This window comes from Streptomyces sp. NPDC086554, assembly GCF_040686095.1.
In the GTDB taxonomy this organism is placed as follows: Bacteria; Actinomycetota; Actinomycetes; order Streptomycetales; family Streptomycetaceae; genus Streptomyces.
In genome coordinates this window covers 66,405-87,752 of the sequence record NZ_JBFBJK010000030.1, presented here as the reverse complement: position 1 = coordinate 87,752, position 21,348 = coordinate 66,405, and the positions used below count along the sequence as shown (strand labels likewise).

Sequence of the window (21,348 nt, the reverse complement as noted above, 5' to 3'; positions counted from 1 at the left end):
GTTCCTAGGGTGGCACGTACACACGAAGGGAGGTGGTTCGGCCGATGTATGGAAACCGGACGCGTGAGGTGACTGCGGGCTAGTGGCCCGTCGTCGCAACTCGAATTCGGCGCCGGACCAGCACGTGTGATGTGCGTGCAGCCGGCCCAATCCCAAGCAGTCACCCGACCCGCGAGCCGCCGGTACGTCCGGCCGGCTTTCCGCCGTTCCGTACGGCGGGAACCACGGCTCGCGGGTTGTCCGCGTTCCGGAGACGCTCAGGTCAGCCCTTGCTGACCGCGAGGAGGATCTCCGGGAGGCGGCGCGCCACCCTCGGGGCGGCGAGGCGCAGGCCGAAGTACGTGATCAGTGCGCCGTACGCGCCGCCGAGCGGGAGCAGCACCCAGGACCAGTCGGCCGCGCCCGAGACGTGCAGCCAGATGGTGAAGGCGAGGACCGGGGCGCACAGCAGGGCCGCCGCGACCATCCCGCCGAAGATCGAGATCCAGGCGAGGCCCGCCTGGCCGGGGGCCACGTTCTTGTAGCCCTCCTGCGGGATCGAGTACGGGAAGCGGGCCGATGACCAGGCGCCCGTCGCCAGCATCGCGCCGAGCAGCGCGAGCGAGAGGCCGAGCCCTTCCGGCAGGACGGGCCAGTCGCCGAGCACGGCCGCCGTGATGACGGTGACCAGCGTCGCGTACGGGAGGGTGATCACCAGTAGGGCGAGGGCCCTGCCGCGCAGTTCTACGTATGCGTCGTGTGCGGAGGAGATCGTCATCGCGACCATCCAGAACGCCGAGGTGTCCTGGCCGAACTGGTTGTACATGAGGACGCCGAGCATCCCCGCCGCGAAGCACGCGAAGTAGATCGAGCCGGTGCCCTGCAGGGCGTTGAAGAGCGGCACGATCAGGCCGATGGCCAGGGATGTCACCCAGGCGGCTTTCGTCTTCGGGTCGCGCCATACGTAGCGCAGGCTGCGCTCCATGACGGTGCCGGTGCGCCCGGCGGGCAGCATCCGCCCCAGGCCGCGCGTCGAGCGTTCCTTGGTGGGTTCCGCCGCGGCGAGCGTCGAGCCGTCGGGGGCCGTCATCAGGCGGGTGAGGCTGCGCTGCCAGAGGGCAAGGAGACCGGCGAGTGCGGCTGCGCTCAGGACGAGTTGGGCGATCCCGACGGCGTACGACCCGTCGCTCACCGAGTCGACGGCGCCGATCGCCGAAGCGGGCGGGATCCAGCGGACCACGTCACGGGCCGGATCGAGCTGCGAGAGCCCGGACGAACCAAGGCGCTGCGCCCCGAAGTTGACGACCTGCGCGCCGATCGCGATGACGAGACCGCTCAGTACGGCGAGGTCGCGGCCCTTGCGGCTGGTCAGCAGGCGGATGTTGGCGGCCGCGACGGTCCGGGCGAGGGCGACGCAGATCAGCACGGTGAGCGCGATGGCCAGGACGCCGGTGGCGAGGGCGGCGGTGCCGTGCGCGAGCGAGATGACCGAGCCGAGCGCGAGGCAGAGCGTGAAGAGCGGCCCGATGCCCACGAGGGACGCCACGAGCAGCGCGCGCACCAGCGGCTGCGGCCGCAGCGGCAGCATCACGAGGCGCGTCGGGTCGAGCGTCTCGTCGCCGCTGGGGAAGAACAGCGGGAACACCGCCCAGCCGAGCGCGAGGATCGCGGTGAGCAGGATGGAGACGGTGGCGGCGTGTTCGTTGCCGCGCAGCGCGATGAGCCCGAGGAGCTGGAGCGCCGCCATGAGGAGCGCCGCCACGACGGAGGCGATGTAGGCGGCCTTGCGGCCCGACGACTGGTGCAGCCCGTTGCGCAGGAGGGACAGTTTCAGGCGTACGAAGACGGGTGTGATGGACGGAGCGGGGGCGGCCACCGCTTCGGCGGGGCTCATCGGGTGCCGCCGCCGAGCCAGTCGAGATGCGAGCCGGTGTCACGGCCGTTCGCCCCGACCAGCTCCAGGAACGCTTCCTGGAGCGAGTGCGCGGCGCCGCGCACGTCGGCGAGGGTGCCCTGCGCGCGGATGCGCCCGGCCGCCATGACGGCGACCCAGTCGCAGAGCGACTCGACGAGCTCCATGACGTGCGAGGAGAAGACGACTGTGGCCCCGGAGCCGGTGTAGCGCTCAAGGACGCCGCGGATGGTCTGGGCGGAGATGGGGTCGACGCCCTCGAAGGGCTCGTCGAGGAAGAGGACTTCGGGGTTGTGGAGCAGAGCCGCGGCGAGGCCGATCTTCTTCCGCATGCCGGTGGAGTAGTCGACGACGAGTTTGTGCTGGGCGCCGGCGAGGTCGAGTACGTCCAGGAGCTGGGTCGCCCGCTTGTCGACCTCCCCGCCGGGCAGTCCGCGCAATCTTCCCGTGTACGCGAGGAGTTCGCGCCCCGAGAGCCGCTCGAAGAGGCGCAGGCCTTCCGGGAGGACGCCGATGCGGGCCTTGACCTCGACGGGGTCGGTCCACACGTCGTGGCCGACCACTTCGACCGTGCCCTGGTCGGGGCGGAGGAGGCCGGTCACCATCGAGAGGGTGGTGGTCTTGCCCGCGCCGTTCGGTCCTACGAGGCCGATGAACTTGCCCGCGGGGAGGGTGAGGTCGATCCCGGCAACCGCGATCTGCTGGCCGAAGGCCTTCCAGAGACCTTGCACCCTTACCGCCGCCGGTGCCTCGCTCACCCTGTCCGCCCTTCGTCGCCGTCGCGTCGCCGTTTCCGCACGATACGTCGGGAGGCGGTTCTTTTTCCCCTACGGGGCCTCAGGAGCCCCGCAGGGGCGCGCTACCGCCGCGCCTCGCGCCCGCACGCGTACGCCAACGGCGAGATGATCTCCTCCGCATCGGGGAGCCACCGGTTGGCGGCCGTCGGGCGGCAGGCCCACTGCACCGCGCCGGTCGCGCCGAACCGGGTGGGCGGTGCCGCGACGTACGCACCTTCGCCCAGCGCGTCCAGGTCGATCGCGGCCGGCGGCCAGCCCAACTTGCGTACCAGGTCGGGCACCTTCGCCGCCGCCCCGGGGAGGACGAAGAACTGCATGCGGCGATCCGGCGTGCAGGTCACGGGGCCGAGCGTCAGCTCCATCCGCTCCATGCGGGCCAGCGCGAGGAACCCCGCCGTCTCCGGCACGTCGATCGCGTCGAAGGTGCGGCCCGTCGGCAGCAGGATCGACGACTTCGGCTGCTTGGACCACAGCCGCCTGGCCACCGTCGCGCTGCCCGTCGCCTGCGTCGCCCAGTCCTCGCGCGCCGGGTGCGATCCGGGCTGTGTGCACGCCCCGTCACCGCACGAGCAGACTTCGTTGCCCTCGACGGACTCCAGCCATGTCCCGGGGAACACGTCCCAGTGGCGCTCTTCCGCGTATCGCACGGCCGTGTCCAGCAAGGCTTCTCCGCGCTGCTTCGGGATGTGCGCGGCTGACGTGACTCCCAAGGTCTCTTCCACGAAGTTCTCAACTCCGCCCGCCACCTACGGTTACGGCCCCGCCGTGCGCCGGGGCGGAGCATCGATCCTGCATCCGGGGCGCATGGGTGCACGGGCGGGGGCGCGCATGGGGAATGGGTTCCATGTGCGGGTAGCCAGGTCTGGGGCACTCAGAAGAAGCCCAGTTACCGACTTATGGTCCGTTTGTGGTGCATCTTCCGATTACTCCTAGGGCATTGATCATCTGGGTGGCCGAATTTCGGCCCCTGTACCGATGATCCAACGTGCGCATCAGGGGGTACGCCATGGCCGCAAGGCCGCTCGTCGCGCGGCAGCCCAACGAAAGGCTGCAGGCACTCATTCAGGAAGCGGGTTGCTCGAACGCGGGCCTGGCCCGCCGCGTCAACATGTGCGGCGCGGAGCACGGTCTCGATCTGCGCTACGACAAGACGTCCGTCGCCCGGTGGCTGCGCGGTCAGCAGCCGCGCGGCCGGGCGCCCGGCATCATCGCCGAGGCGCTGGGCCGCAAGCTGAGCCGTACGGTCACGATCGACGAGATCGGCATGGCGAACGGCAAGAACCTCGCATCGGGCGTGGGTCTTCAGTTCTCGCCGACCGTTCTCGGCGCCATCGAGCAGGTGTGTGAACTGTGGCGCAGTGACGTCGGGCGGCGCGATTTCCTCTCCGGGTCGTCCGTCGCCGCCTCCGCGCTCGTCGAGCCGAGCCGCGACTGGCTGATCTCGTCGCCGGACGCGCAGGTCGGGCGGATGGCGGGGCCGCGGGTCGGGCTCTCCGACGTGGCGGCGGTGCGGGCGATGACGGAGGCGCTGACGCAGCTTGACCACCAGTACGGCAGCGGGCATGTGCGGCCGGTGGTGGTGCACTACCTGAACAGTGTGGTGTCGGGCCTGTTGGCCGGTTCGTACCGGGAGGCAGTGGGGCGTGAACTGTTCGCCGCGGTCGCGCGGTTGACGGAGCTGGCCGGATACATGGCCGTCGACACGGGCCAGCCTGGCCTGGCCCAGCGCTACTACATCCAGGCGCTGCGGCTCGCGCAGGCGGCGGGGGACCGGGGGTACGGCGGGTACGTACTGGCCGCGTCCATGAGTCATCTCGCGGCCCAGCTCGGAAACCCGCGGGAGATCGCGCAGTTGGCGCGGGCGGCCCAGGAGGGGACGCGCGGGCGGGTCACCCCGCGCGCGGAGGCCATGTTCTACGCCGCCGAGGCGCGGGGGCACGCGCTGCTCGGGGACGGGCGGTCGACGCAGGCCGTGGCGGGCCGTGCGGTCGAGGCGATGGACCGTGCGGCGGGGGATGCGGGTTCGGGCGACGACCCGGTGTGGATCCGGCACTTCGACCACGCGTATCTCGCCGATGAACTGGCCCACTGTCACCGGGACTTGGGGCAGGCGGACGCGGCGGCGCGCAGCGCGGAGGAGTCCCTTGCGGGGCATCCGGAGACGCGGGCGCGGCGGCGGGCGATCGGTCTCGTGCTGCTCGCCACGGCGCAGGTGCAGCGGCGGGACGTCGAGCAGGCGTGCCACACGGGCCTGAAGGCGGTGGAACTGCTTGGCACGCTGCGGTCGAACCGTGGCGCGGAGTATCTGGACGACTTCAAGGACCGGCTCGATCCGTTCCGGGACGAGCCGGTGGTGCGGGAGTTCGGGGCGCGGGTGGACATCCAGGCCGCGTGAAGGGTTTGTGGCGTCCGTCGTGGCCGGGTGAACGCCACCTGGCCTCGGCCCCTCCTCACCGTGAACGGCCAACTCCGGTATGCGATCACCCCTTCGGTGTTCCATTACCAGCGTCTCGAAGCGAGGTTTTGTTACTCCCGTGATCGTCGCGGTGGTGGGGGTTTGAGCTGCGTGGCCGACGGCTGGGGCGACCCGGTAGCGTGAGCCGACGGTTCCGCAGGTCCCCCATTCGTAGGAGTCCCGGTGACGCAGCAGAGCGGGCAGGGCGCCGCTTCCTCCGATCCGCATTCCGCGGACCGGCACGCGCACGAAGGCATCGTGCTGCCTGCCGACGGAAGTGAGCCCCTGATGCCCGGCACCGCCGGTGACCATGTGGCGCCCACCGGCGGCAGCCCCTGGGGTCAGCCGTGGGGCCCCGCCCCCGCGGACCCGCCGGGCGCGGGCCAGGCCTGGGGCTCGGCCCCCGACCAGCCGCAGACCTACGGCGCGGGCACCCCGCTGCCGGCCGAGGGCGCGCAGGGCGGCGCACAGTTTTATGGGACGCCGTCGGCCGATGCTGCGTACGGGACGCAGTCGGCTGATGCTTCGTACAGAGGTCAGCCCGCCGATGCTTCGTACGGGGGGCAGCCGTCAGGTCCTGCGTACGGGGGTCAGCCGTCGGCTTCCGTGTATGGAGACCAGTCGTCGGCTTCTGGGTACGGGGGGCAGCCGCAGGGCGCTCCGTACAGGGGCCAGCCCCAGGGCGCGGCTCCGTACGCGGGTCAGCCGCAGGGGGCTCCGTACAGCGGTCAGTCTCAGGGCGGCCAGCATGCGGGGCAGTCGCAGGGTGGCCAGCTTGGAGGGCAGTCGCAGGGTGGCCCTCAGGGTGGCCAGCATGCGGGGCAGTCGCAGGGTGGCCAGCACACGGGCCAGTCCCAGGGCGGCCAGCATGCGGGCCAGTCCGACGGCGGGGCTTACGGGGCACAGCCCTCGGGTGGCTCGCACGCGGGGCAGCCTGCCGATGCCGCGTATCCAGGGCAGCAGGGTCAGCACGCCCAGCAGGGTCAGCAGGGTCAGCTCGCCCAGCCGGGCCAGCTCGCCTCCGGTGCGCAGCCGGGCCAGCTTCCCCCTGCCGCTCAGGGTGGCCAGCTTCCGCCCGCCACGCAGGGCGGTCAGCTTCCGCCCGCCACGCAGGGCGGTCAGCTTCCCCCCGCCCCTCAGGGCACACAGCTTCCCCCCGCCGCTCAGCCGGGTCAGCTGCCCCCGGCCGCCGAGGCCGGTCAGCTTCCGCCCGCTGGTGGGGCCGGTCAGCTTCCCGGCGTCGGTGGGGCCGGGTCCGCGCCGCTGCCCCCGGCCGCCGGGGACGCCGACGCGACGCAGTACATCCCGGCGATGCCCGGTGCCGGTGCCGATGAAGGTGCCACCCAGTACATACCGCCCGTGGCACCGGGGGCCCTGCCCCCCGAGGCTCCCGCGGGCGAGGGGACGCAGGTCCTGCGGCAGGTCTCCAAGCCCGCCGCAGCGCCCATGCCCCCGGCCGCCGCCGCGGGACCGCTGCCGGGTGCCATGCCGGGCGCCGCTCCGAGCCCGGACAGCGAGCCCACGCAGTACATCGCTCCCGTACCCGCCGCACCCGGCGCCGCCCCCTTCGGGATCCGGCCCGGAGCTCCGGGGGACCGGCAGCCGCCCGCCGAGTTCGACAGTCTTTTCCGTACGGAGCAGCCGGAGTCCGAAGGCCCCGCCTCCACGCAGCAGATGCCCCGCTTCGAGCACCCGCAGCCCCCGCAGCCCGCCGGGCACGGCACCGGCGGCGACGGCGGGGGCCGTGCCGCGCGGCGCGCCGCGGCGGCCGCTCCGGCCCGCGGGGGCCGCACCGGTTCGAAGGCGCCGCTCTTCGCCGCCGTGGGTGTCGCCATCGCGGTGCTCGGAGTCGGCGCGGGCGCCCTGCTCAGCGGGGGCGGTGACGACGAGAAGGACAGCCCCAAGACCGTCTCGGATTCCGCGCCCGCCGAGGAGAAGCCGTCGCCGTCCGTCGACCCGGCCAAGCAGCAGGCCGTCGCCCTGGACAAGCTCCTCGCCGACAGCAACAACAGCCGTGACTCGGTGATCGCCGCCGTACGCAATGTCGGCAAGTGCGCGAACCTCGCCCAGTCGGCCACCGATCTGCGCAACGCGGCCAAGCAGCGCAACGGCCTGGTCACGCGCCTTGCGGGGCTCTCCGTGGACAAGCTGCCCGCCAACGCCCAGCTGACCGCCTCCCTCAACAAGGCGTGGAAGGCGTCCGCGTCGGCCGACAACCACTACGCCGCGTGGGCAGGGCAGGTCGCGGGCAAGCACGGCTGCAAGAAGGGCCACGCCCGCTCGACGCCGCACGCGGTCGCCGCGAACAAGGCGAGCGGCGAGGCGACCACGGCCAAGCAGCAGGCGGCCGGGCTCTGGAACTCCATCGCCAAGCAGTACGGGCTCACCACCCGCGACAAGTCGCAGCTCTAGGGCCTGTCCGATGGGTCAGGCCGGTCTTCGCGCCGGGTGCCGATTCAGCAGGGCCGAGCGGGCCCTGGTGCGTGCAGCTGCAAGGCGGGCGACAACGCGAATGGGGTCTCCCCTGCTCGAGCGGAGTCGAGAGCTTGGGGAAGTTGGCAACCGACGACAACGCGGGAGGGGGTACCTCCCTGCTCGAGCGAAGCCGAGAGCTTGGGGGAGTGCGTGCCAGGGGTCGCGACCCCGGCAGGACCCATCGGACAGGCCCTAGCTCCGACCGCTGGAAGGCGGGCTTGCCCTGAGGGCGCGGTCTGCGGCGGGGCGCACGACGGGACGTCGTCGGCTCACATCCCCGTCGCCCCGTCGATCCGCTCCCTCAGCAGGTCCGCGTGCCCGTTGTGCCGCGCGTACTCCTCGATCATGTTGATCAGGATCCTGCGCAGCGAGACCGGCTCACCCGTGGACCTGCGGATGCCCGTCACGTCCAGTGATCCGGCGGCCTCGACGATCTGCCGGGACCGCTCGCACTCGGCGTGCCAGACGGCGAAGGCCTCCCGGGCGTCGCCGGTGAGGTCGCCGAAGTCCTGGTCCGGGTCGTCGTCGGAGTAGTACAACAACGGGACGTCCTCGCCCGAGAGCTGGATGCGGAACCACCACCGCTCGACCCCGGCCAGATGCCGCACGAGCCCATGCAGCGACATCCCGGAGGGGGACACCGCCCGCTCGGAGAGCTGCTCCTGGGTCAGCCCCGCGCACTTGAGCTCGAAGGTGGCGCGGTGCCAGTCCAGGGAGGTCGTCAGCGCCTCACGCTCGCCGCCTACGCCGGGCGGCGGCCGACGGGTGTCGCCGCTCCAACGGGGTGCGTAGTGCAGGGGTGTTGATGCGCCGCTCCGGCTTCCGCTTCCACTGCCCGTTTCGGTCATGCGGCCGAGTCTGGCAGCCGCCACTGACAACGATGCCGGGATTTCTCAGGCGGCAGGTGTCCGTGAGGAGTGGGCTTCAGCCTCGGCCCACTCGGTGACCAGGCGTTCGTACACCAGGCGCTCGTCGGGGCGGAGCCGTCCGCCCGCGTGCAGCCAGAGCGCACGGATCTCCTCGTTGACCTCGTCGGCGGTGCGTCGCCGGTCGGGAGAGGGAGTCGTGGCCATACCGTGAAGCCTACGTAGGAAAATGTGAAGACGGCGTCAAGTCGTGACGCCTCCCCGCATGACTTAGATCACCCTGAGTCCCCGTACGCGTTCAGGGCGTGGCGCGGCCGAGGCGCACCTCGAGCCCGTCGAGCACGCGCTGGAGCCCGTAGTCGAAGCCCTCCTCGCGGGCCCGCTCAGGATTCCCGACCTTCAGGTCCCCGCCCCCGTCCCTGTCTCCGTCTCCGCCCGCCCCGCCCTTGTCGGACGGCAGGTTCTGTGCGAACTCCTGCTCGCTCACGCCGCTTCGGGCGATCAGCGACAGATACGCGGCCTCGCTGGTCGCCATCCCGATGACGTACGAGATGACGGTGCGCATGGCCTGCCCGGTCTCGTCCGGGGGGAAGCCGGCCGTCGCGTACACGGAGGTCATCCGCTCCGACATCCGCGTCACGTTCGGGCCGAGGTGGATGAGGCCGACCTGGCCGAGCACGGAGGCGACCCAGGGGTGGCGAAGGATCATCGCGCGCAGGCTCTGGGCGCTGCGGGCGGCAGCCGTCCGCCAGTCCGCCGTGTCCGCGGCGGGGAAGTCCAGCTCTCCGTAGACCTCGTCCACGACCAGCTCGATCAGCTCGTCCTTGTTGGCCACGTGCCGGTAGAGCGAGGTGGCGCCCGCGTCGAGGCGGGTGCCGAGCTTGCGCATGCTGAGCGATTCAAGGCCGTCCGCGTCGAGGAGGCGGACGGCCTCGGCCACGATCTGCTCGCGGCTCAGCTGCTCGCGCCCGCGGCGCGGGCGGGTCCAGACCGAGGCGATCGGCTTCTCGGCGGCGGGCATGGGGCCTCCTCGTGTGTTTCCGGCGTCCCACGGTAGCCGTCGCGCACGCTGTGCGCATCTTGCGTACGACGATCCTTCATGCGTACAGTGTTCGCAACAAGAGCACGCCGTACGCACCTGTACGCATCTATACGTATATCCGTACGCACCAGCCAAGCATCGCCTCGAAGAGGAGCCCCCATGCCGCACGTGTCGGAGCAGCAGAACGCCCCCGGAAAGAAGTTCGACCTTGAGCACTGGCAGGCTCGCTTCGACGAGCTGCGTGCCGCCCACCACGTGCCGGGAGCGGCACTCGCGGTGCTCGTCGACGGGGAGATCCACGAGCTGGCGAGCGGTGTGCTCCACCGCGGGACCGGCGTGGAGGTGACCACGGACTCGGTGTTCCAGTCCGGTTCGATCGCCAAGGTCTACACGGCGACGCTGATCATGCGCCTCGCCGACGCGGGCGAACTGGACCTGGACGTGCCGGTGAAGGAGATCCTCCCGGAGTTCGAGGCGGCCGACGAGGACGCGACGCGCACCATCACCACCCGCCAACTCCTCTCCCACACCAGCGGGTTGACGTGTGACTTCACCTACGACGCGGGGCGCGGCGACGACTGTCTCGCCCGGTACGTCGAGGCCGCCAAGGGCGTGGCCATGGACTGCCGCCCGGGCACCGCGATCTCCTACAGCGGCATCGCCTACAACGTCCTCGGCCGCATCATCGAGGTCCTGACGGGCCTGACCTGGGACCAGGCCCTGAAGGACCGCCTCTTCACCCCCCTCGCCCTCGAACGCTCCATGACGCTGCCCGAGGAGGCGCTCTCGTACCGCGTCGCGATGAGCCACCTCGGGGAGCCGGGCCAGGACCCGGACCCGGCCCCCGCCTGGGACCTGATGCCGCGCTCGGCGGGCCCGTACGGCAGGGTCCTCGTCTCCGCCGGTGACGTGGCGCGGCTGGCCAGGATGCACCTCGACGGTGGCACGGCCCCCGACGGAACCCGGCTGCTGAGCGCCCAGGCCGTCGAGGATATGCAGCGTCGCGTGGTCGACGTACCCGACAAGTGGACGGTCAGCGCCGACGGTTGGGGCCTCGGCTGGACCCTCTACGACTGGGACGGCATCGCGGGCTACGGCCACGACGGCGCGGCGATAGGCCAGTACGGCTACCTGCGCGTCGTCCCGCACGCGGGCGTGGTCGTCTCGCTCCTCACCAACGGCGGCGGCGCCCGCGAGCTCTACGCCGCCCTCTTCCGCGAGCTGCTCGGCGATCTTGCGGGCGTGCGGATGCCGGACGCGTTCGAACCGCCCGCGCAGGCACCGGAAGTGGACTTCGCCCGGTACGTCGGCACGTACAAGCGCGCAGGTGTCGTCATCACCGTCTCCGAGCGCGACGGCGCGCCCCACCTGGTCTACGAGTTCGTGGACGGCATGAAGGACTTCTCGCCGCCGCTGGACGTGGAGCTGTACGCGGTGACGGAGTCGGTCTTCGCGGGTACGGGCGCGGGTCCGTCCTTCAGCGAGGGCTATATGCCGGTGGTGTTCTCGACGCTGTCCGACGGCACGGAGTGCTGCTACATCGGGATGCGGGCGGCACCGAAGGTCTCCTGACGCCCGGCGTCACGCGCCCGCGGGCATCTCCCACGGCTCCTGGGGCAGCGGACTCCCCGTCTCAAGGAGGGACTTGAGGTTGGAGAGCACGGCGGGCCATCCCGACCCGACGTCCTTCAGCTCCTGCTCGCTCGCGAGGTTCTCGTGGGTGACGGTGAGGCGCACGATGCCGCCGTGCGGCTGGATGTCGAAGGTGACGCGCGAGGGCTCGGCGTCGCGGTCGTTCGGGTCGCCCCAGGTGGTGACGAGCCGCGTGGGCGGCACGCTCTCCACGACGGTGCCGACGACGTCGTCGATCCCTGACCCGTCGGCCCGCCGGTGGGCCCACCCGGCCCCCGCCTTCCACTCCCCGTCGGAGACATTGCTGTGCCCCCAGTAGGTGGCGGTCAGGTCGGCGTCGGTGAGCGCGTGCCAGACCTTGTCCGGGGTGCTTTCGATGTACGTGACGTACACGTACGAGGGCTTGGTGCTGGTGCCGGTGCTGTCGCTGCTCATGGTGGCGTCGTCCTCCGCCTGTCGCTTGATCGCGCTAAGCGCCCGCAGCCGCGGGTGCTCGAACCGGTCGATCCACCGCTCCTGGATCTCATGGAGCGGCACGGGATTGAGGTAGTGGAGCTTCTCGCGGCCGCGCCGCGCGGTGCTGACGAGATTCGCGGCCTCCAGGATCCCCAGGTGCTGGGTGGCCGACTGCCGCGACATCTCGACGCGCTCGCACAGCTCCCCCAGCGTCTGCCCGCCCCGCTCGCGCAGCAGGTCGAGCAGATACCGCCGGGTGCGGTCGGCGAGGGCCTTGAAGATCTTGTCGATGTCGGGGCCCGCGCTGTCCGCGGTCGTCTTTGAGCTCACATCTCCATCATGCAGTCAAATGCCTGCATGTCAATCGGAGGCGGCTGCGAACAGGGCCTCCGCGTCGCTGACGACGAGGGCGAGGGCGAACCAGTCGTGGAGGACGTCAAGGTCTGTGCAGGCGGTGATCCGCTCACGGGCGCGGGCCAGGGTGGGGATGCCGCGTGCTTCGAGCGTGCAGAGGATGTTGACGGCCCGCTCCTCGACCCGCCCGGCCTGGATGCCTCGGAGGTAGGGGCCCTCGGCGAGGCTGCCGGGGTCGAAGTCGAGGCCGCTCCGGAGGGGGTGATAGCCGTCTTGGTCGAGGTAATAGCCGGCCAGGAGCGCACCCCGGTCCGGCTCGTCCCTTTCCGCGTCGTTCCCGTCGGCCTCCGTGAACAGCTCTGCTGCCTCGGTGGCGGTGAACGCCTTCTCCAAGAAGCTGTCGAGGACGCGGAGACTGGTGCAGGCGCGGATCCGCTCGCGGGTGTCGTCCTCCGTGGGGATGCCCCGCCACTTCAGCACGCGAAGCACGGCTGAACCCCGCTCGTCGATCCGGCCGACCGCCACGCCGCGGAGGAAGTTCTCCTCCGACATGGTCCCTCGGCCGGGGAAGTAGCTGCCGATGATGCCTCCCATGATCAGCACCATGTGCTACTCGCTCTGGTCGGCTGCCTCGGCAAACAGGGCGTTGGCGTCGGTGACCTTCAGGGCGCGACCGAACCAGCGGTCGAGGGTGTCCAGGTCGGTACAGCTGGTGACCCGTTCGCGGGTGCTGTCCGGGACGGGGATGCCGCGCATTTCCAGTGCGTGCAGGATGCTCTCCGCCTTGCCTTCGGCGAGGCCTGCTTCCTTGCCTTCGAGGTACTTCTCCTCGGCGAGAGTCCCCTGACCGGGGAAGTAGATCGTCACGCCCACCACGTCCCTCCACCAGTGCCTCCAGTATGGCCGTGCAGTCGGGGCTGCGCCGATGCATCAACGCGGCGAAAGCGGCGAAGGCGAGGTCCTGCGCGACCTCGTCGGGGTCGACGATCACCGGCACGTTGTCGGGGCCGACGACCATGGGATGCACCGTCAGGGCGGTCCAGTCGTCCACTCCGATCCGGAAGGGCCCCATGGCCCAGGTGGACGTGGCCTTGTCCTGGCACACGACAAGCAGCAGCGCGGGGATGCGGTACTGCGAGTGGAGGTACGAGAGGTAGTACCCCCAGCTCACGGCCTTCTCCGGGTCCCGGCTGGGGACGAGTCTCGGTGACGTCCGTCGTGATTACCTCGACGGTCGGCCTCTCAGGAAGTGCTACGCCCAGGATCCGGAACACTGGCGTCAGGAGTTCGGGCCGCTCCTGGAAGATCCGGTGCGAGACCTCGTGTTGCGATGTGACCATGTGCGGAACCTAGGTGGATCAAGGGCCGGGTGTCCCGGCCGGCGGAATGGGATCACTCTTTCGAGTGCGGACGAAACGTTCACGCCGCCTCGGTCAGCTCGCACCAGATGAACTTGCCGTTGCTGTCCGGCAGTTGGGCCGGTCCCACGGCGTACCAGCCCCACTCGTCCGCGCAGTCCCGCACCAGGGCGAGCCCCCGGCCTGCCTCTGCGAGGGCGAGTGTCGCGGTCTTCGCTTCCGGTGGGGTGGGGTCCGCGTCCCACACCCCGATGCGGAGTACGCCTCGCGCCCACCGGATACGGAGGGCCGCCGGGCCCTTCGTGTGCTGCACGGCGTTGGCGACCAGCTCGCTAGCTACTTGCGAAAGTGGGTCATCAAATTCTGAGGGCTGGGCTCGGCGACATGGCTGACTTCATGCAGGTGTCGACAGCGACAGAGACTCGTGATCAGGCGGTGGAGCTGGCTCGGTCAGTGGTAGCGGATCGGCTCGCCGCTGGGGCACAGATCGTGGGCCCGGTGGTTTCCGTCTTCTGGCATGCGGGTGAGTTCGGCACCGGGGAGGAGTGGCAGCTTCTGCTGAAGACGCACGCCGACCGGTACGCGGAGTTGGAAGCGCACCTGCTGGAGCACCACCCGTGGAAGAACCCGGAGGTCTCGGCCGTTCCGATCGTCGCCGGGTCGGATGCCTACCTGCGGTGGGTGGCCACGACAACCGGCCCGCTCCCCTCCGAGTAGGGCGTTAGCCCCGCGCCTTCTCCAGCACATCGGCAACCTCAGACAGCGCCCGGTGGTCGCTGAGGCACCGCAGGACCGGAGCGAGGCGCTGCCGTGGGCGGACGGACGCCACCCCGGCGGACAGATCCAGTGCGCGGCTGGTGGCCTTGGCGGACTGTTCCACCTCGCCTGCGGTGAGGTAAGAGTCGGCAAGCCACGACAGGTACAGACTTTTGTCCCGCGCGTGAGTGTCTTCGTACTTCGCCTGTACGCGGGCGGGCCAGTGGGCACGTTGGGCACTGTTCAGCGTGACGCGCCGTACGGCACGGCGTTGCTCGATGCCCCTGCTCAACTCCTGGCTATGCGAACACTCTTCCGTAAGGTGGAGGCAGTATCGCTTGAGCCCGCCAAGTCGCGCGAGTTCATCCACCGTGTGGCGAAGGAACTGTAAGACGTGATCCCGTGGCAGAAGTCCTCGTTCTCCGGCCCCGGCGACGGCAACGAATGCGTGGAACTGGCCTTCCTCGACGGAACGTTGCTACTTCGCGAGAGCGACGCCCCTGGCCGAATACTCGCCCTGCACCGTGAGGGGTTCACCGCCCTGCTGCGGGAGATCCAGGAGTCAGCGAAGGGGTTGTAGGCATGTTCCAGTGGCAGAAGTCGTCTTTCTCCAGCGGAAGCGACGGCAGCAACTGCGTTGAACTGGCCGCCACCGACACCACGTTGCTCCTCCGCGAGAGCGACGACCCCACCCGAATACTGGCCCCCACCCGGGACGCGCTCGCCGCCCTCCTGCGTCAGATCCGCGCGGCCGAGCGCACGTGAAGGACGAGCCTTCGCGTAAATCGACCCTCACCCACCGGGCGCACCACGGGAATTCAGAGTACTGGGCAGGGTGGTCCAAAAAGGGGGCAAGCGCCGCGATCAGACGGTTGTCGTGGACGCCCCCTTCCGCATCACCTCCACCGCCCGGCTGAAGCTGTCCGCCCCGTGCCCGGCGTCCACCACGCGCCGGAAGATCTCGCGGACCGCCTCCGGGAAGGCGGTGTCCACGCCCGCGTCGGCCGCGGTATGGACGACATGTTCCATGCTGGCCAGGCCCATCGAGGTGCGGTCCACGTCGCCGGCGTGGTTGCCGGCGTCGATGCGGGGGGCGTAGAAGTCGATGAAGTGCCCCATGCCCGCGAAGTTCTCGGCGGCGTAGGGGGCGATCTCCGCCGCCGTGATGCCGTGTGCGGCGGCCACGGCGACGGCCTGCCAGTAGGCGATCATCGCCGGCCAGAAGATGACCATGTTGAGCTGGTACATGAGGGCGGCCAGGCCCGGGTCCTCACCTCGGTAGTCCGAGGTGCCGGTGATGACTTCGAGGGCGGCGCGGTGCTTGTCGTAGGCGTCGCGCGGGCCGCTGTAGAACGTCGACGCGTCCGGGGTGCCGATCAGGGGCGGCGGTGACAGTACGCCACCGGTGAGGTGCGTCCCGCCGAGCTCCGTCACCCAGCGGGCGCCCGCCCGCGCCTTCTCCGGGGTGTCCGAGCTGAGGTTCACGAAGACCCGGCCCGTCACGGCGTCCTTCGCCCGATCGAGCACCCCGTACATCGCGTCGTAGTCGATCAGGCTGAGGACCACCAACTCATTGGCGGAAATGGCCTGTTCGGGGGTCTCGGCGAGGGTGGCGCCACGCTCTACGAGGGCGTCGGCGCGGGACGGGGTGCGGTTCCAAAGGGTGACGCGGTAGCCGCGGTCGAGGTAGGCGGCGGCCATGGCCTGCCCCATGGGGCCAAGACCGATGACGGTCACGGACTGTGCGGTGGAAGACATGCTCAACTCCATACAGTGACTAGAGCGATCGCTCTATCTAGCGCGTGGGGAAAACGTAGCACGCGTCTAGAACGAACGCTCTACTCAGTCATGGGTAAGGTGAGGCCATGTCCCCCATGCCCCAGCGCAGCTCGGCCCTCAGCACCCGCGACCGGATCGTGTCCGTCTCCGCCCGCCTCATCCAGCGGCAGGGCTATGTGGGCACCGGCATCAAACAGATCGCCAAGGAGGCGGAGGCGACGCTCGGCTCCGTCTACCACTTCTTCCCCGGCGGCAAGGAGGCCGTCGCGGTGGCGGCGATCAAGTACAGCGACGAGGAGTTCGCGGCGGTGCTGCGGGACGCGCTGGCGCGCGAGGCGGACCCGGCGGCTGCGATTGAGGCCTGCGCGGTCGAACTGGCGGTGGGGTTGCGGGAGTCGGGGTGGATCGACGGCTGCCCGGTGACTGCTGCCGCGTTGGAGACCCTCGGTACGGAGTCCGAGATCCAGCAGGTGTGCGCCGACGCCCTGCGGAGCTGGGAGTCCATCGTCGAGGAGAAGCTGCTGGGGTCGGGCTTCTCCGCGGGGGACGCGCGGGAGGTGGCGACGACCGTGATCAGCGCGCTGGAGGGCGCGGAGGTGACGGCGCAGGTGGCCCGCAGCGAGGAGCCCTTGCGGGCGGCTGGGCGGCAGTTGGCTCGGTTGGTGGGGTCTTACGGGGGGTGAGCTGGGCTGCGGGCCGTTTGTGGGCCGTCACTTCAGTAAGCCGTCAGGCGGGGCCATACGTCCGGTGCTGTGAGGACGTCGATGATGGTGGGGTCGGCGTGGAGGAGGGCGGGCAGGGCCGCTATCCAGTTGCTGTGGTGGACCGCCAGGGCGGCGGCTTTGGTCGCTCGGGCGGGGGGCAGGGCCTGGGCCAGGGCCGCGCAGGCGGTCGCGGTGGTCTGGGGGGACGCGGGGAAGGACTGGGCCAGGGCTTCGGCGCGGGGGATGTCGCCCGACTCGGCGAGGGCTTCGACCAAGCCGGACAGGGAGCTGCCCTCGTCGTCCCGTACGCCGGTACGTCCGCGTACGAAGGCCTCGGCCCGGTCGGCGTGACCGGTGACTACCAGGGCCCGGGTGAGCCCCGCGAACTCCCGGATGTACGACGCGTAGGAGCCGATCTTCTCGGCCTGGTCGAACATGGCGGTCATGGTCGCGTGGTCGTCCAGGACGAACGCGGCACGGGCGATCGCGGCTCGCGGACCCCAGCTTGTGGGGGTGAGCTGGTCAGCCGTCGCCGTGAGCTCCCCGTAGAGATCCCTGGCCCGCTCCGTCTGACCGTCCCGCGCGAGGCCTTCGGCGATCTCGGCCATGGCCTCCATGCGGCGGCTCGCTTCGTCCGACACATTCCTCGCCAGGGCGAGAGCAAGGTCGAACTGCCCTTGCCGGGCATGGTGCTTGGCCAGGTCACTGTGGACGCGATCGCGGTCCCTGTCCGAGCGGACGCTCGCGACCAGCTCCTGAGCGAGGCGGGGTCGGCCCGTGGCTGTCAGCTCCCGGATGACGGCCGTCAGCCAGATGTCCGCACTGCTGCTCCCTCTCGGGAAAGCCGCCTTCATCTCCAGAGCGCGCTCGAACTGCCCGGTGGCCGCGAAGGCCCGGGCCACGGCGGCGTAGGCCAGGGTGTCGGTGGGAGAGACGGTGGGGCGTTGGTAGGCCGGGGACGCGGGAAGGGGCAGCTGCTCCTCGATGTGGTGGAGGAGCGCATGTGCTTGTTCGTCGTGGCCTGCCGCGGCGAAGGCAGTGGCCACTGTGGCTCGTTCTCGGGGGTCGGAGAGGAGGGGGGTGGTGTCGCGGTAGCCGGACTCGGCCCGGCTGAGGACTGCCTCGGCCTCGTTGACGGCGCCCTCGGCCGCGAGGTCCTTGGCGACCGCGATCAGGCCCACGGCCCGCCAGGTCCAGGCGGGGATGGTGGCCGCCAGGCTCAGCGCGGCGTCGGCCCGGCCGGCCGCGAGCAGCACCTTGCACTTCCAGGCCAGATCCACCGGCTGCGCGGGTGCCCCGTGCCGCGGCTCGGCCAGTTCGAGCGCGAGGTCGTGCCGGCCGGCGGCGGCCAGGGCCAGGGCGATCGGCCCGACGCTCGCGCGCCTGAGGATGAGATCCCGGGCGGTGCGCATGGCGTCGTCATGGCGGCCGTCGTCCATCAGAGCCAGGCACAGGCTCTGGGTCAGGCCGCTGCCGTCCGCGAATCCGGGGGCACAATGCTCCGTCAGCCGCAGGGCGCGGTCGCTCTCCCCGGCCCGGGCCAGGGCCAGGGCGACCGTCGCGCGGTCGGCGTCGAAGGGCCAGGACCGGGCGATGGCCTCGGCTTCGGCGTGGTGACCGACGGCGATCAGGACCCGGCAGGTATCGATCTGCCGCCGGTCGTCGGCGGCGCTCCGAGGGCGGGTGAAGTGTGCGGTCTCTTCCTCCGCGCGCCCGGTCGGCAGCGTCAGCACCCGCTCGGCGGTCGCGATGTCCACGCGCCCCGCGAGCACCAGCGCGATCTCCGCACGTGCGGCGTGCACGATCTGATCGGCTGCCTCGCCCCCGTCCCGGAGACCGTCGGCGAACGCGAGGCCACGTTCGTACCGGCCCAACTCCGCGTACGCCGTGGCGATTCTCCGCAGCAGGCGCGTGGAGCGGAACGCCCCGCCCCGGGTCGCGGCTTCGTCTCCCCTACGGAAGAGCTGATCCGCCTGCTCGTCCGCGCCGCCCTCTGAGGCGACGACGGCTGCCGTGAGCAGCCCCAACGCGCGTACGTAGTTCCGCTCGGCCGTTTCGGCGAACGCGGCGGCGCAGGCGTATCGCCCCTGTTGCGCCAGTGAGCGCGTGACGAGCGGAATGACCTTCTCCAACACGGCATGTGAGTCGATGCGGCCGGTCAGCGCCACGGCCCGCTCCAGTTCTCCCCAGGCGAGCCACGCCTTCACGACGGGAGTGAAGTGCCACGGCTCGCGACCCTGGTGGTCCGTCTCGAGGACCGCGGTCTCCGCGTGCCGCAATACTTCGACGGCGCGCTCACCGTCGCCCCGCCGCCGCAGGGCGTTTCCGACCCCGATGAGGGCGTAGACCTGGCCGCCAAGACTCGGGATGCTGCGCGCCAGCGCCTCGGCGCGGTCCGCGTGGCCCAACGCCGCCCAGGCCTCCGGGAGTTCCCGCGGAAGAGCCCGGTTGCGCCGCATCAGCATGTCCCGTAGCAGAGCAAGCCGCACCATGTCCCCGAGCGGCCGCCCACCCCCCTCCACGACGGCCTCCTCGCCCGCACGGATCTCCGCCAGCGTGGCCACGTCGCCGCCCGTGTCGGCGTACAGCCGCTCGTGCCGGGCCGGGTCCGTGGCGAGGGCGACGAGGCGGGGGACGTCCCCGTGCTCCCGCAGCATCGCGAAGTAACCGCGCAGCAGATAGGGCGGTGCCTCCGGGGGCCACCCGCGCTCCCGGTACTCGTCGGCCCACCTGTGCAGCCGCTCCCGGTACCCCTTGAGCCCCGTCGAGCCGATCAACTTCCGTGCCTGGAGGTGCAGTTCCTGGTGCGCGAGGAGGCAGGCCCCCTCGCGCACCTCAAAGGTACGGCCCGATGCCGTACGCAGCATCTCCTGGAGTTGAAAGGGCACCGAGCCGGTCAGATGTGCGAGGTCGTCGATGCTCAGCCCGCCGCCGGCCGCGGTGAGCAACCCCAACGCATCGAGGTGATGACCACCGGCGCGAAAGAGCCGCCCCAACTCCTGCTCGGCGGAGCTACGGACGGTTCCGGCCCACGATGAGGGCGCCAACTGTCGTACGACACCGGCCATGCGCAGCGGATGACGGTCAGGCACATCAGCAGGGAGCGGCGGATTCGGCCGCCCCGCGACGACAACCCGAAGCTCCTCGTGCGGAACCCGGGCCACCAGCCCCGCCACGCTATGGGCGTCGGGCCCGTCTGTGACCCCCCGATCCTCGTCGAGCCCGTCCACGATCAGCACGAGCCGCTCGCCCCGCCCCCGGCACTCCCGCGCGGCCCGCCCGAAGAGCCGCAGCAGATGCGCCTCCCGGGTCGCCTCCGTCAGCTGCGGCGGGACCGGCTCGCCCACCAGCTCGGCCAGCTGCTCAAGCACGACCTCCACAAAGGCACCCCGGTCGTTTTGCGCGGCCAGCCGTGCGGTGATGAAGAACGGCACGACGCGGACGCCCTCCGGCGGATGCAGCGCGAACCACGCGAGCAGCGCGCTCTTTCCGGCCCAGGGCCCGGCCCGCCACCAGGCGAAGGAGCGCTCGCCAATGCCCTTGCAGAAGGTGGCAAGCTCCTCCAACTCAGCCTCACGATCGTGAAGTTGTGTGGGCGCGATGTTCCGTACGTGCTCCCAGTACGCGGAGTGCGCGGGCTGCTGCCGCGGCCCGGCGGAGTCGCCGTAGATGGTGACCGGCCCGTGGAAGTCCCGCCCTTGGATGACCACGCCTTGCCGCCCGCCGGAGACGGAGTTCTCGACATCGCCGAGCTCACCGGCATCACGGGCACCGCTCACAAGTCCTCCAACTTCACCGGGTGTTGGTCGCACCAGGGTAAGTCGGATGGGCTGCCAAGGGGGGCGGGCACGCCCCGCCCATTACTTGCTTGTGCAAGCAGATACCGTCACCGCGGCGCTGCATTCGGTGACTCACGCAGGAGTTGAGCTCGCTCTGGGGTAGTTCGGGTGTGGTGAACGAAAAGAGTGCGCGGGCCTAGTCCTCTGTCTGGAGTAGCCCCGGGACGTGCAGGAAATCCACGTCGTATCGGAACGTCGCGTAGTGCTCCAGCTCCGACAACGGGTTCGACCACGAGGCTTTCGAACCGGTGTGGAAGCCAATGCCGCGCTAGCACAGGGGACGGCATCAGACAGCAGTGAGCCCCGAGGGCCTTTACGGTCATCGGGGCTCACGTCTATTCGGATGCTGTCCCATCGCGTGGATGCAAGATGCATGGGTCTTTCGCCACTGAGTTCCCGGACGCGGCAAGCCACCCTGGCGAGCGAGGTGACCGACATCCGCTGTTAGCCTCATCCGACTCTGACGGCTCTGACCGCTCCACACCATAAAAGCTAGGGAGATTGAATTGCGCATCAAGCGAATAGTTCAGGGCGGAATGTCCGCACTGGCCATGGGCGCTGTCGCGGTGGCCATGGTGCCGGGCTCGGCGCAGGCGGTGGACTGGGACCACGGACCGCTGTACGACACGGGTAAGCACGCGGCGGCCTACATCGAGGAGCGCGGCGACTACCTCAAGGTCTGTGACACCAAGAGCGACGGCAAGAAGGCGTGGGTGAACGTCTTCGACTACTACAGCGGCGACCTCGTGTACAGCCTCACCGACGAGAAGAACGACGGTAAGTGCAGCTACCGGGACGCCTCGGACGGCGGTAAGTACAACCTCGCGGAAAACCAGAAATTCGACGTCATAGTCTCGCATGAGCCCTCGAACAATTCGGGCTCCTACCACTTCAATTTCCTCAACGATCACTAATTACAACCTTTGTGACGGACCGTCAGCGAC

At 70.4% G+C, this 21,348-nt stretch carries 21 protein-coding genes and 2 pseudogenes; 9 read left to right on the top strand and 14 right to left on the bottom strand.

What is annotated here, in order from left to right; genetic code table 11:
• Positions 1-262: 262 nt before the first annotated feature.
• The 3 genes from AB0O76_RS36645 to AB0O76_RS36635 form a co-directional block, all read right to left on the bottom strand.
• Positions 263-1,873, bottom strand: a complete 1,611-nt coding sequence (locus AB0O76_RS36645; protein WP_365500763.1) for a transporter — start codon at positions 1,871-1,873, stop codon at positions 263-265.
• Entirely contained in the window at positions 1,870-2,649 is a 780-nt protein-coding gene (locus tag AB0O76_RS36640) for an ABC transporter ATP-binding protein (RefSeq protein ID WP_365500761.1), read from the bottom strand. The genes AB0O76_RS36645 and AB0O76_RS36640 overlap by 4 nt, the downstream gene beginning before the upstream one ends.
• A gap of 101 nt (positions 2,650-2,750) precedes the next feature.
• Positions 2,751-3,410: a bifunctional DNA primase/polymerase gene (locus tag AB0O76_RS36635; protein WP_365500759.1), complete on the bottom strand. Its 660-nt coding sequence runs from the start codon at positions 3,408-3,410 to the stop codon at positions 2,751-2,753.
• A 284-nt stretch (positions 3,411-3,694) separates the two neighbouring features.
• Here AB0O76_RS36635 and AB0O76_RS36630 point away from each other — a divergent pair, with 284 nt between their 5' ends.
• Both AB0O76_RS36630 and AB0O76_RS36625 read left to right on the top strand, forming a co-directional pair.
• The gene (locus tag AB0O76_RS36630; RefSeq protein ID WP_365500757.1) at positions 3,695-5,083 is read left to right on the top strand and encodes a transcriptional regulator; all 1,389 of its coding nucleotides are present in this window, start codon (positions 3,695-3,697) and stop codon (positions 5,081-5,083) included.
• A gap of 243 nt (positions 5,084-5,326) precedes the next feature.
• Positions 5,327-7,555, top strand: a complete 2,229-nt coding sequence (locus AB0O76_RS36625) for a hypothetical protein (RefSeq protein ID WP_365500755.1) — start codon at positions 5,327-5,329, stop codon at positions 7,553-7,555.
• A 332-nt stretch (positions 7,556-7,887) separates the two neighbouring features.
• On the opposite strand, the gene AB0O76_RS36620 is transcribed toward AB0O76_RS36625, so the two are convergent.
• From AB0O76_RS36620 to AB0O76_RS36610, 3 genes are all read right to left on the bottom strand, one after another.
• On the bottom strand, positions 7,888-8,466 hold the full coding sequence (locus tag AB0O76_RS36620) for a DinB family protein (protein WP_365500753.1): 579 nt from the start codon (positions 8,464-8,466) through the stop codon (positions 7,888-7,890).
• Positions 8,467-8,511: 45 nt separating this feature from the next.
• Positions 8,512-8,691, bottom strand: coding sequence for a hypothetical protein (locus AB0O76_RS36615; RefSeq protein WP_365500751.1), 180 nt, complete (start codon positions 8,689-8,691; stop codon positions 8,512-8,514).
• 91 nt (positions 8,692-8,782) lie between these two features.
• On the bottom strand, positions 8,783-9,505 hold the full coding sequence (locus AB0O76_RS36610; protein WP_365500750.1) for a TetR/AcrR family transcriptional regulator: 723 nt from the start codon (positions 9,503-9,505) through the stop codon (positions 8,783-8,785).
• A 180-nt stretch (positions 9,506-9,685) separates the two neighbouring features.
• Between AB0O76_RS36610 and AB0O76_RS36605 the strand changes: the two genes are divergently transcribed.
• Positions 9,686-11,098 carry a serine hydrolase domain-containing protein gene (locus AB0O76_RS36605; RefSeq protein ID WP_365500748.1) on the top strand — a complete coding sequence of 471 codons (1,413 nt, stop codon included), beginning with the start codon at positions 9,686-9,688 and terminating at the stop codon, positions 11,096-11,098.
• A gap of 9 nt (positions 11,099-11,107) precedes the next feature.
• Here AB0O76_RS36605 and AB0O76_RS36600 read toward each other — a convergent pair whose 3' ends face one another.
• The 4 genes from AB0O76_RS36600 to AB0O76_RS36585 all read right to left on the bottom strand — a co-directional run bounded on the left by AB0O76_RS36600 (position 11,108) and on the right by AB0O76_RS36585 (position 13,639).
• A complete protein-coding gene (locus tag AB0O76_RS36600; protein WP_365500810.1) occupies positions 11,108-11,905 on the bottom strand; it encodes a metalloregulator ArsR/SmtB family transcription factor in 798 nt (265 codons plus the stop codon).
• Between the two features lie 69 nt (positions 11,906-11,974).
• Positions 11,975-12,562, bottom strand: coding sequence for a hypothetical protein (locus tag AB0O76_RS36595; protein WP_365500746.1), 588 nt, complete (start codon positions 12,560-12,562; stop codon positions 11,975-11,977).
• Positions 12,563-12,577: 15 nt separating this feature from the next.
• The gene (locus AB0O76_RS36590; protein WP_365500744.1) at positions 12,578-12,835 is read right to left on the bottom strand and encodes a hypothetical protein; all 258 of its coding nucleotides are present in this window, start codon (positions 12,833-12,835) and stop codon (positions 12,578-12,580) included.
• Between the two features lie 552 nt (positions 12,836-13,387).
• Entirely contained in the window at positions 13,388-13,639 is a 252-nt protein-coding gene (locus AB0O76_RS36585) for an ATP-binding protein (protein ID WP_365500742.1), read from the bottom strand.
• 71 nt (positions 13,640-13,710) lie between these two features.
• Here AB0O76_RS36585 and cutA point away from each other — a divergent pair, with 71 nt between their 5' ends.
• Positions 13,711-14,043, top strand: coding sequence for a divalent-cation tolerance protein CutA (cutA, locus tag AB0O76_RS36580; protein WP_365500740.1), 333 nt, complete (start codon positions 13,711-13,713; stop codon positions 14,041-14,043).
• 4 nt (positions 14,044-14,047) lie between these two features.
• Here the strand turns inward: cutA and AB0O76_RS36575 are convergent, their stop codons facing one another.
• Complete coding sequence (locus AB0O76_RS36575) at positions 14,048-14,374, bottom strand: hypothetical protein (protein ID WP_365500814.1); 327 nt, start codon at positions 14,372-14,374, stop codon at positions 14,048-14,050.
• On the opposite strand from AB0O76_RS36575, the pseudogene AB0O76_RS36570 reads away from it, so the two are divergent.
• From AB0O76_RS36570 to AB0O76_RS36560, 3 genes and pseudogenes are all read left to right on the top strand, one after another.
• Positions 14,288-14,473 (top strand): annotated as a pseudogene (locus AB0O76_RS36570) (transcriptional regulator); the annotation flags it as partial. The gene AB0O76_RS36575 and the pseudogene AB0O76_RS36570 sit on opposite strands and share 87 nt — an antisense overlap.
• A gap of 3 nt (positions 14,474-14,476) precedes the next feature.
• Positions 14,477-14,662 carry a DUF397 domain-containing protein gene (locus AB0O76_RS36565; protein WP_365500738.1) on the top strand — a complete coding sequence of 62 codons (186 nt, stop codon included), beginning with the start codon at positions 14,477-14,479 and terminating at the stop codon, positions 14,660-14,662.
• Between the two features lie 2 nt (positions 14,663-14,664).
• Positions 14,665-14,847 carry a DUF397 domain-containing protein gene (locus tag AB0O76_RS36560; RefSeq protein WP_365500737.1) on the top strand — a complete coding sequence of 61 codons (183 nt, stop codon included), beginning with the start codon at positions 14,665-14,667 and terminating at the stop codon, positions 14,845-14,847.
• A gap of 99 nt (positions 14,848-14,946) precedes the next feature.
• Here AB0O76_RS36560 and AB0O76_RS36555 read toward each other — a convergent pair whose 3' ends face one another.
• Entirely contained in the window at positions 14,947-15,840 is an 894-nt protein-coding gene (locus AB0O76_RS36555) for an NAD(P)-binding domain-containing protein (RefSeq protein ID WP_365500735.1), read from the bottom strand.
• Positions 15,841-15,956: 116 nt separating this feature from the next.
• On the opposite strand from AB0O76_RS36555, the gene AB0O76_RS36550 reads away from it, so the two are divergent.
• The gene (locus AB0O76_RS36550) at positions 15,957-16,544 is read left to right on the top strand and encodes a TetR/AcrR family transcriptional regulator (RefSeq protein WP_365500808.1); all 588 of its coding nucleotides are present in this window, start codon (positions 15,957-15,959) and stop codon (positions 16,542-16,544) included.
• Between the two features lie 32 nt (positions 16,545-16,576).
• Here AB0O76_RS36550 and AB0O76_RS36545 read toward each other — a convergent pair whose 3' ends face one another.
• Positions 16,577-20,344 (bottom strand): hypothetical protein, encoded by a 3,768-nt coding sequence (locus AB0O76_RS36545; RefSeq protein ID WP_365500733.1) that lies wholly within the window; start codon positions 20,342-20,344, stop codon positions 16,577-16,579.
• A 115-nt stretch (positions 20,345-20,459) separates the two neighbouring features.
• Positions 20,460-20,624 (bottom strand): annotated as a pseudogene (locus AB0O76_RS36540) (Scr1 family TA system antitoxin-like transcriptional regulator); the annotation flags it as partial.
• 286 nt (positions 20,625-20,910) lie between these two features.
• Here AB0O76_RS36540 and AB0O76_RS36535 point away from each other — a divergent pair.
• The gene (locus AB0O76_RS36535; RefSeq protein WP_365500731.1) at positions 20,911-21,318 is read left to right on the top strand and encodes a hypothetical protein; all 408 of its coding nucleotides are present in this window, start codon (positions 20,911-20,913) and stop codon (positions 21,316-21,318) included.
• Positions 21,319-21,348 lie beyond the last annotated feature (30 nt).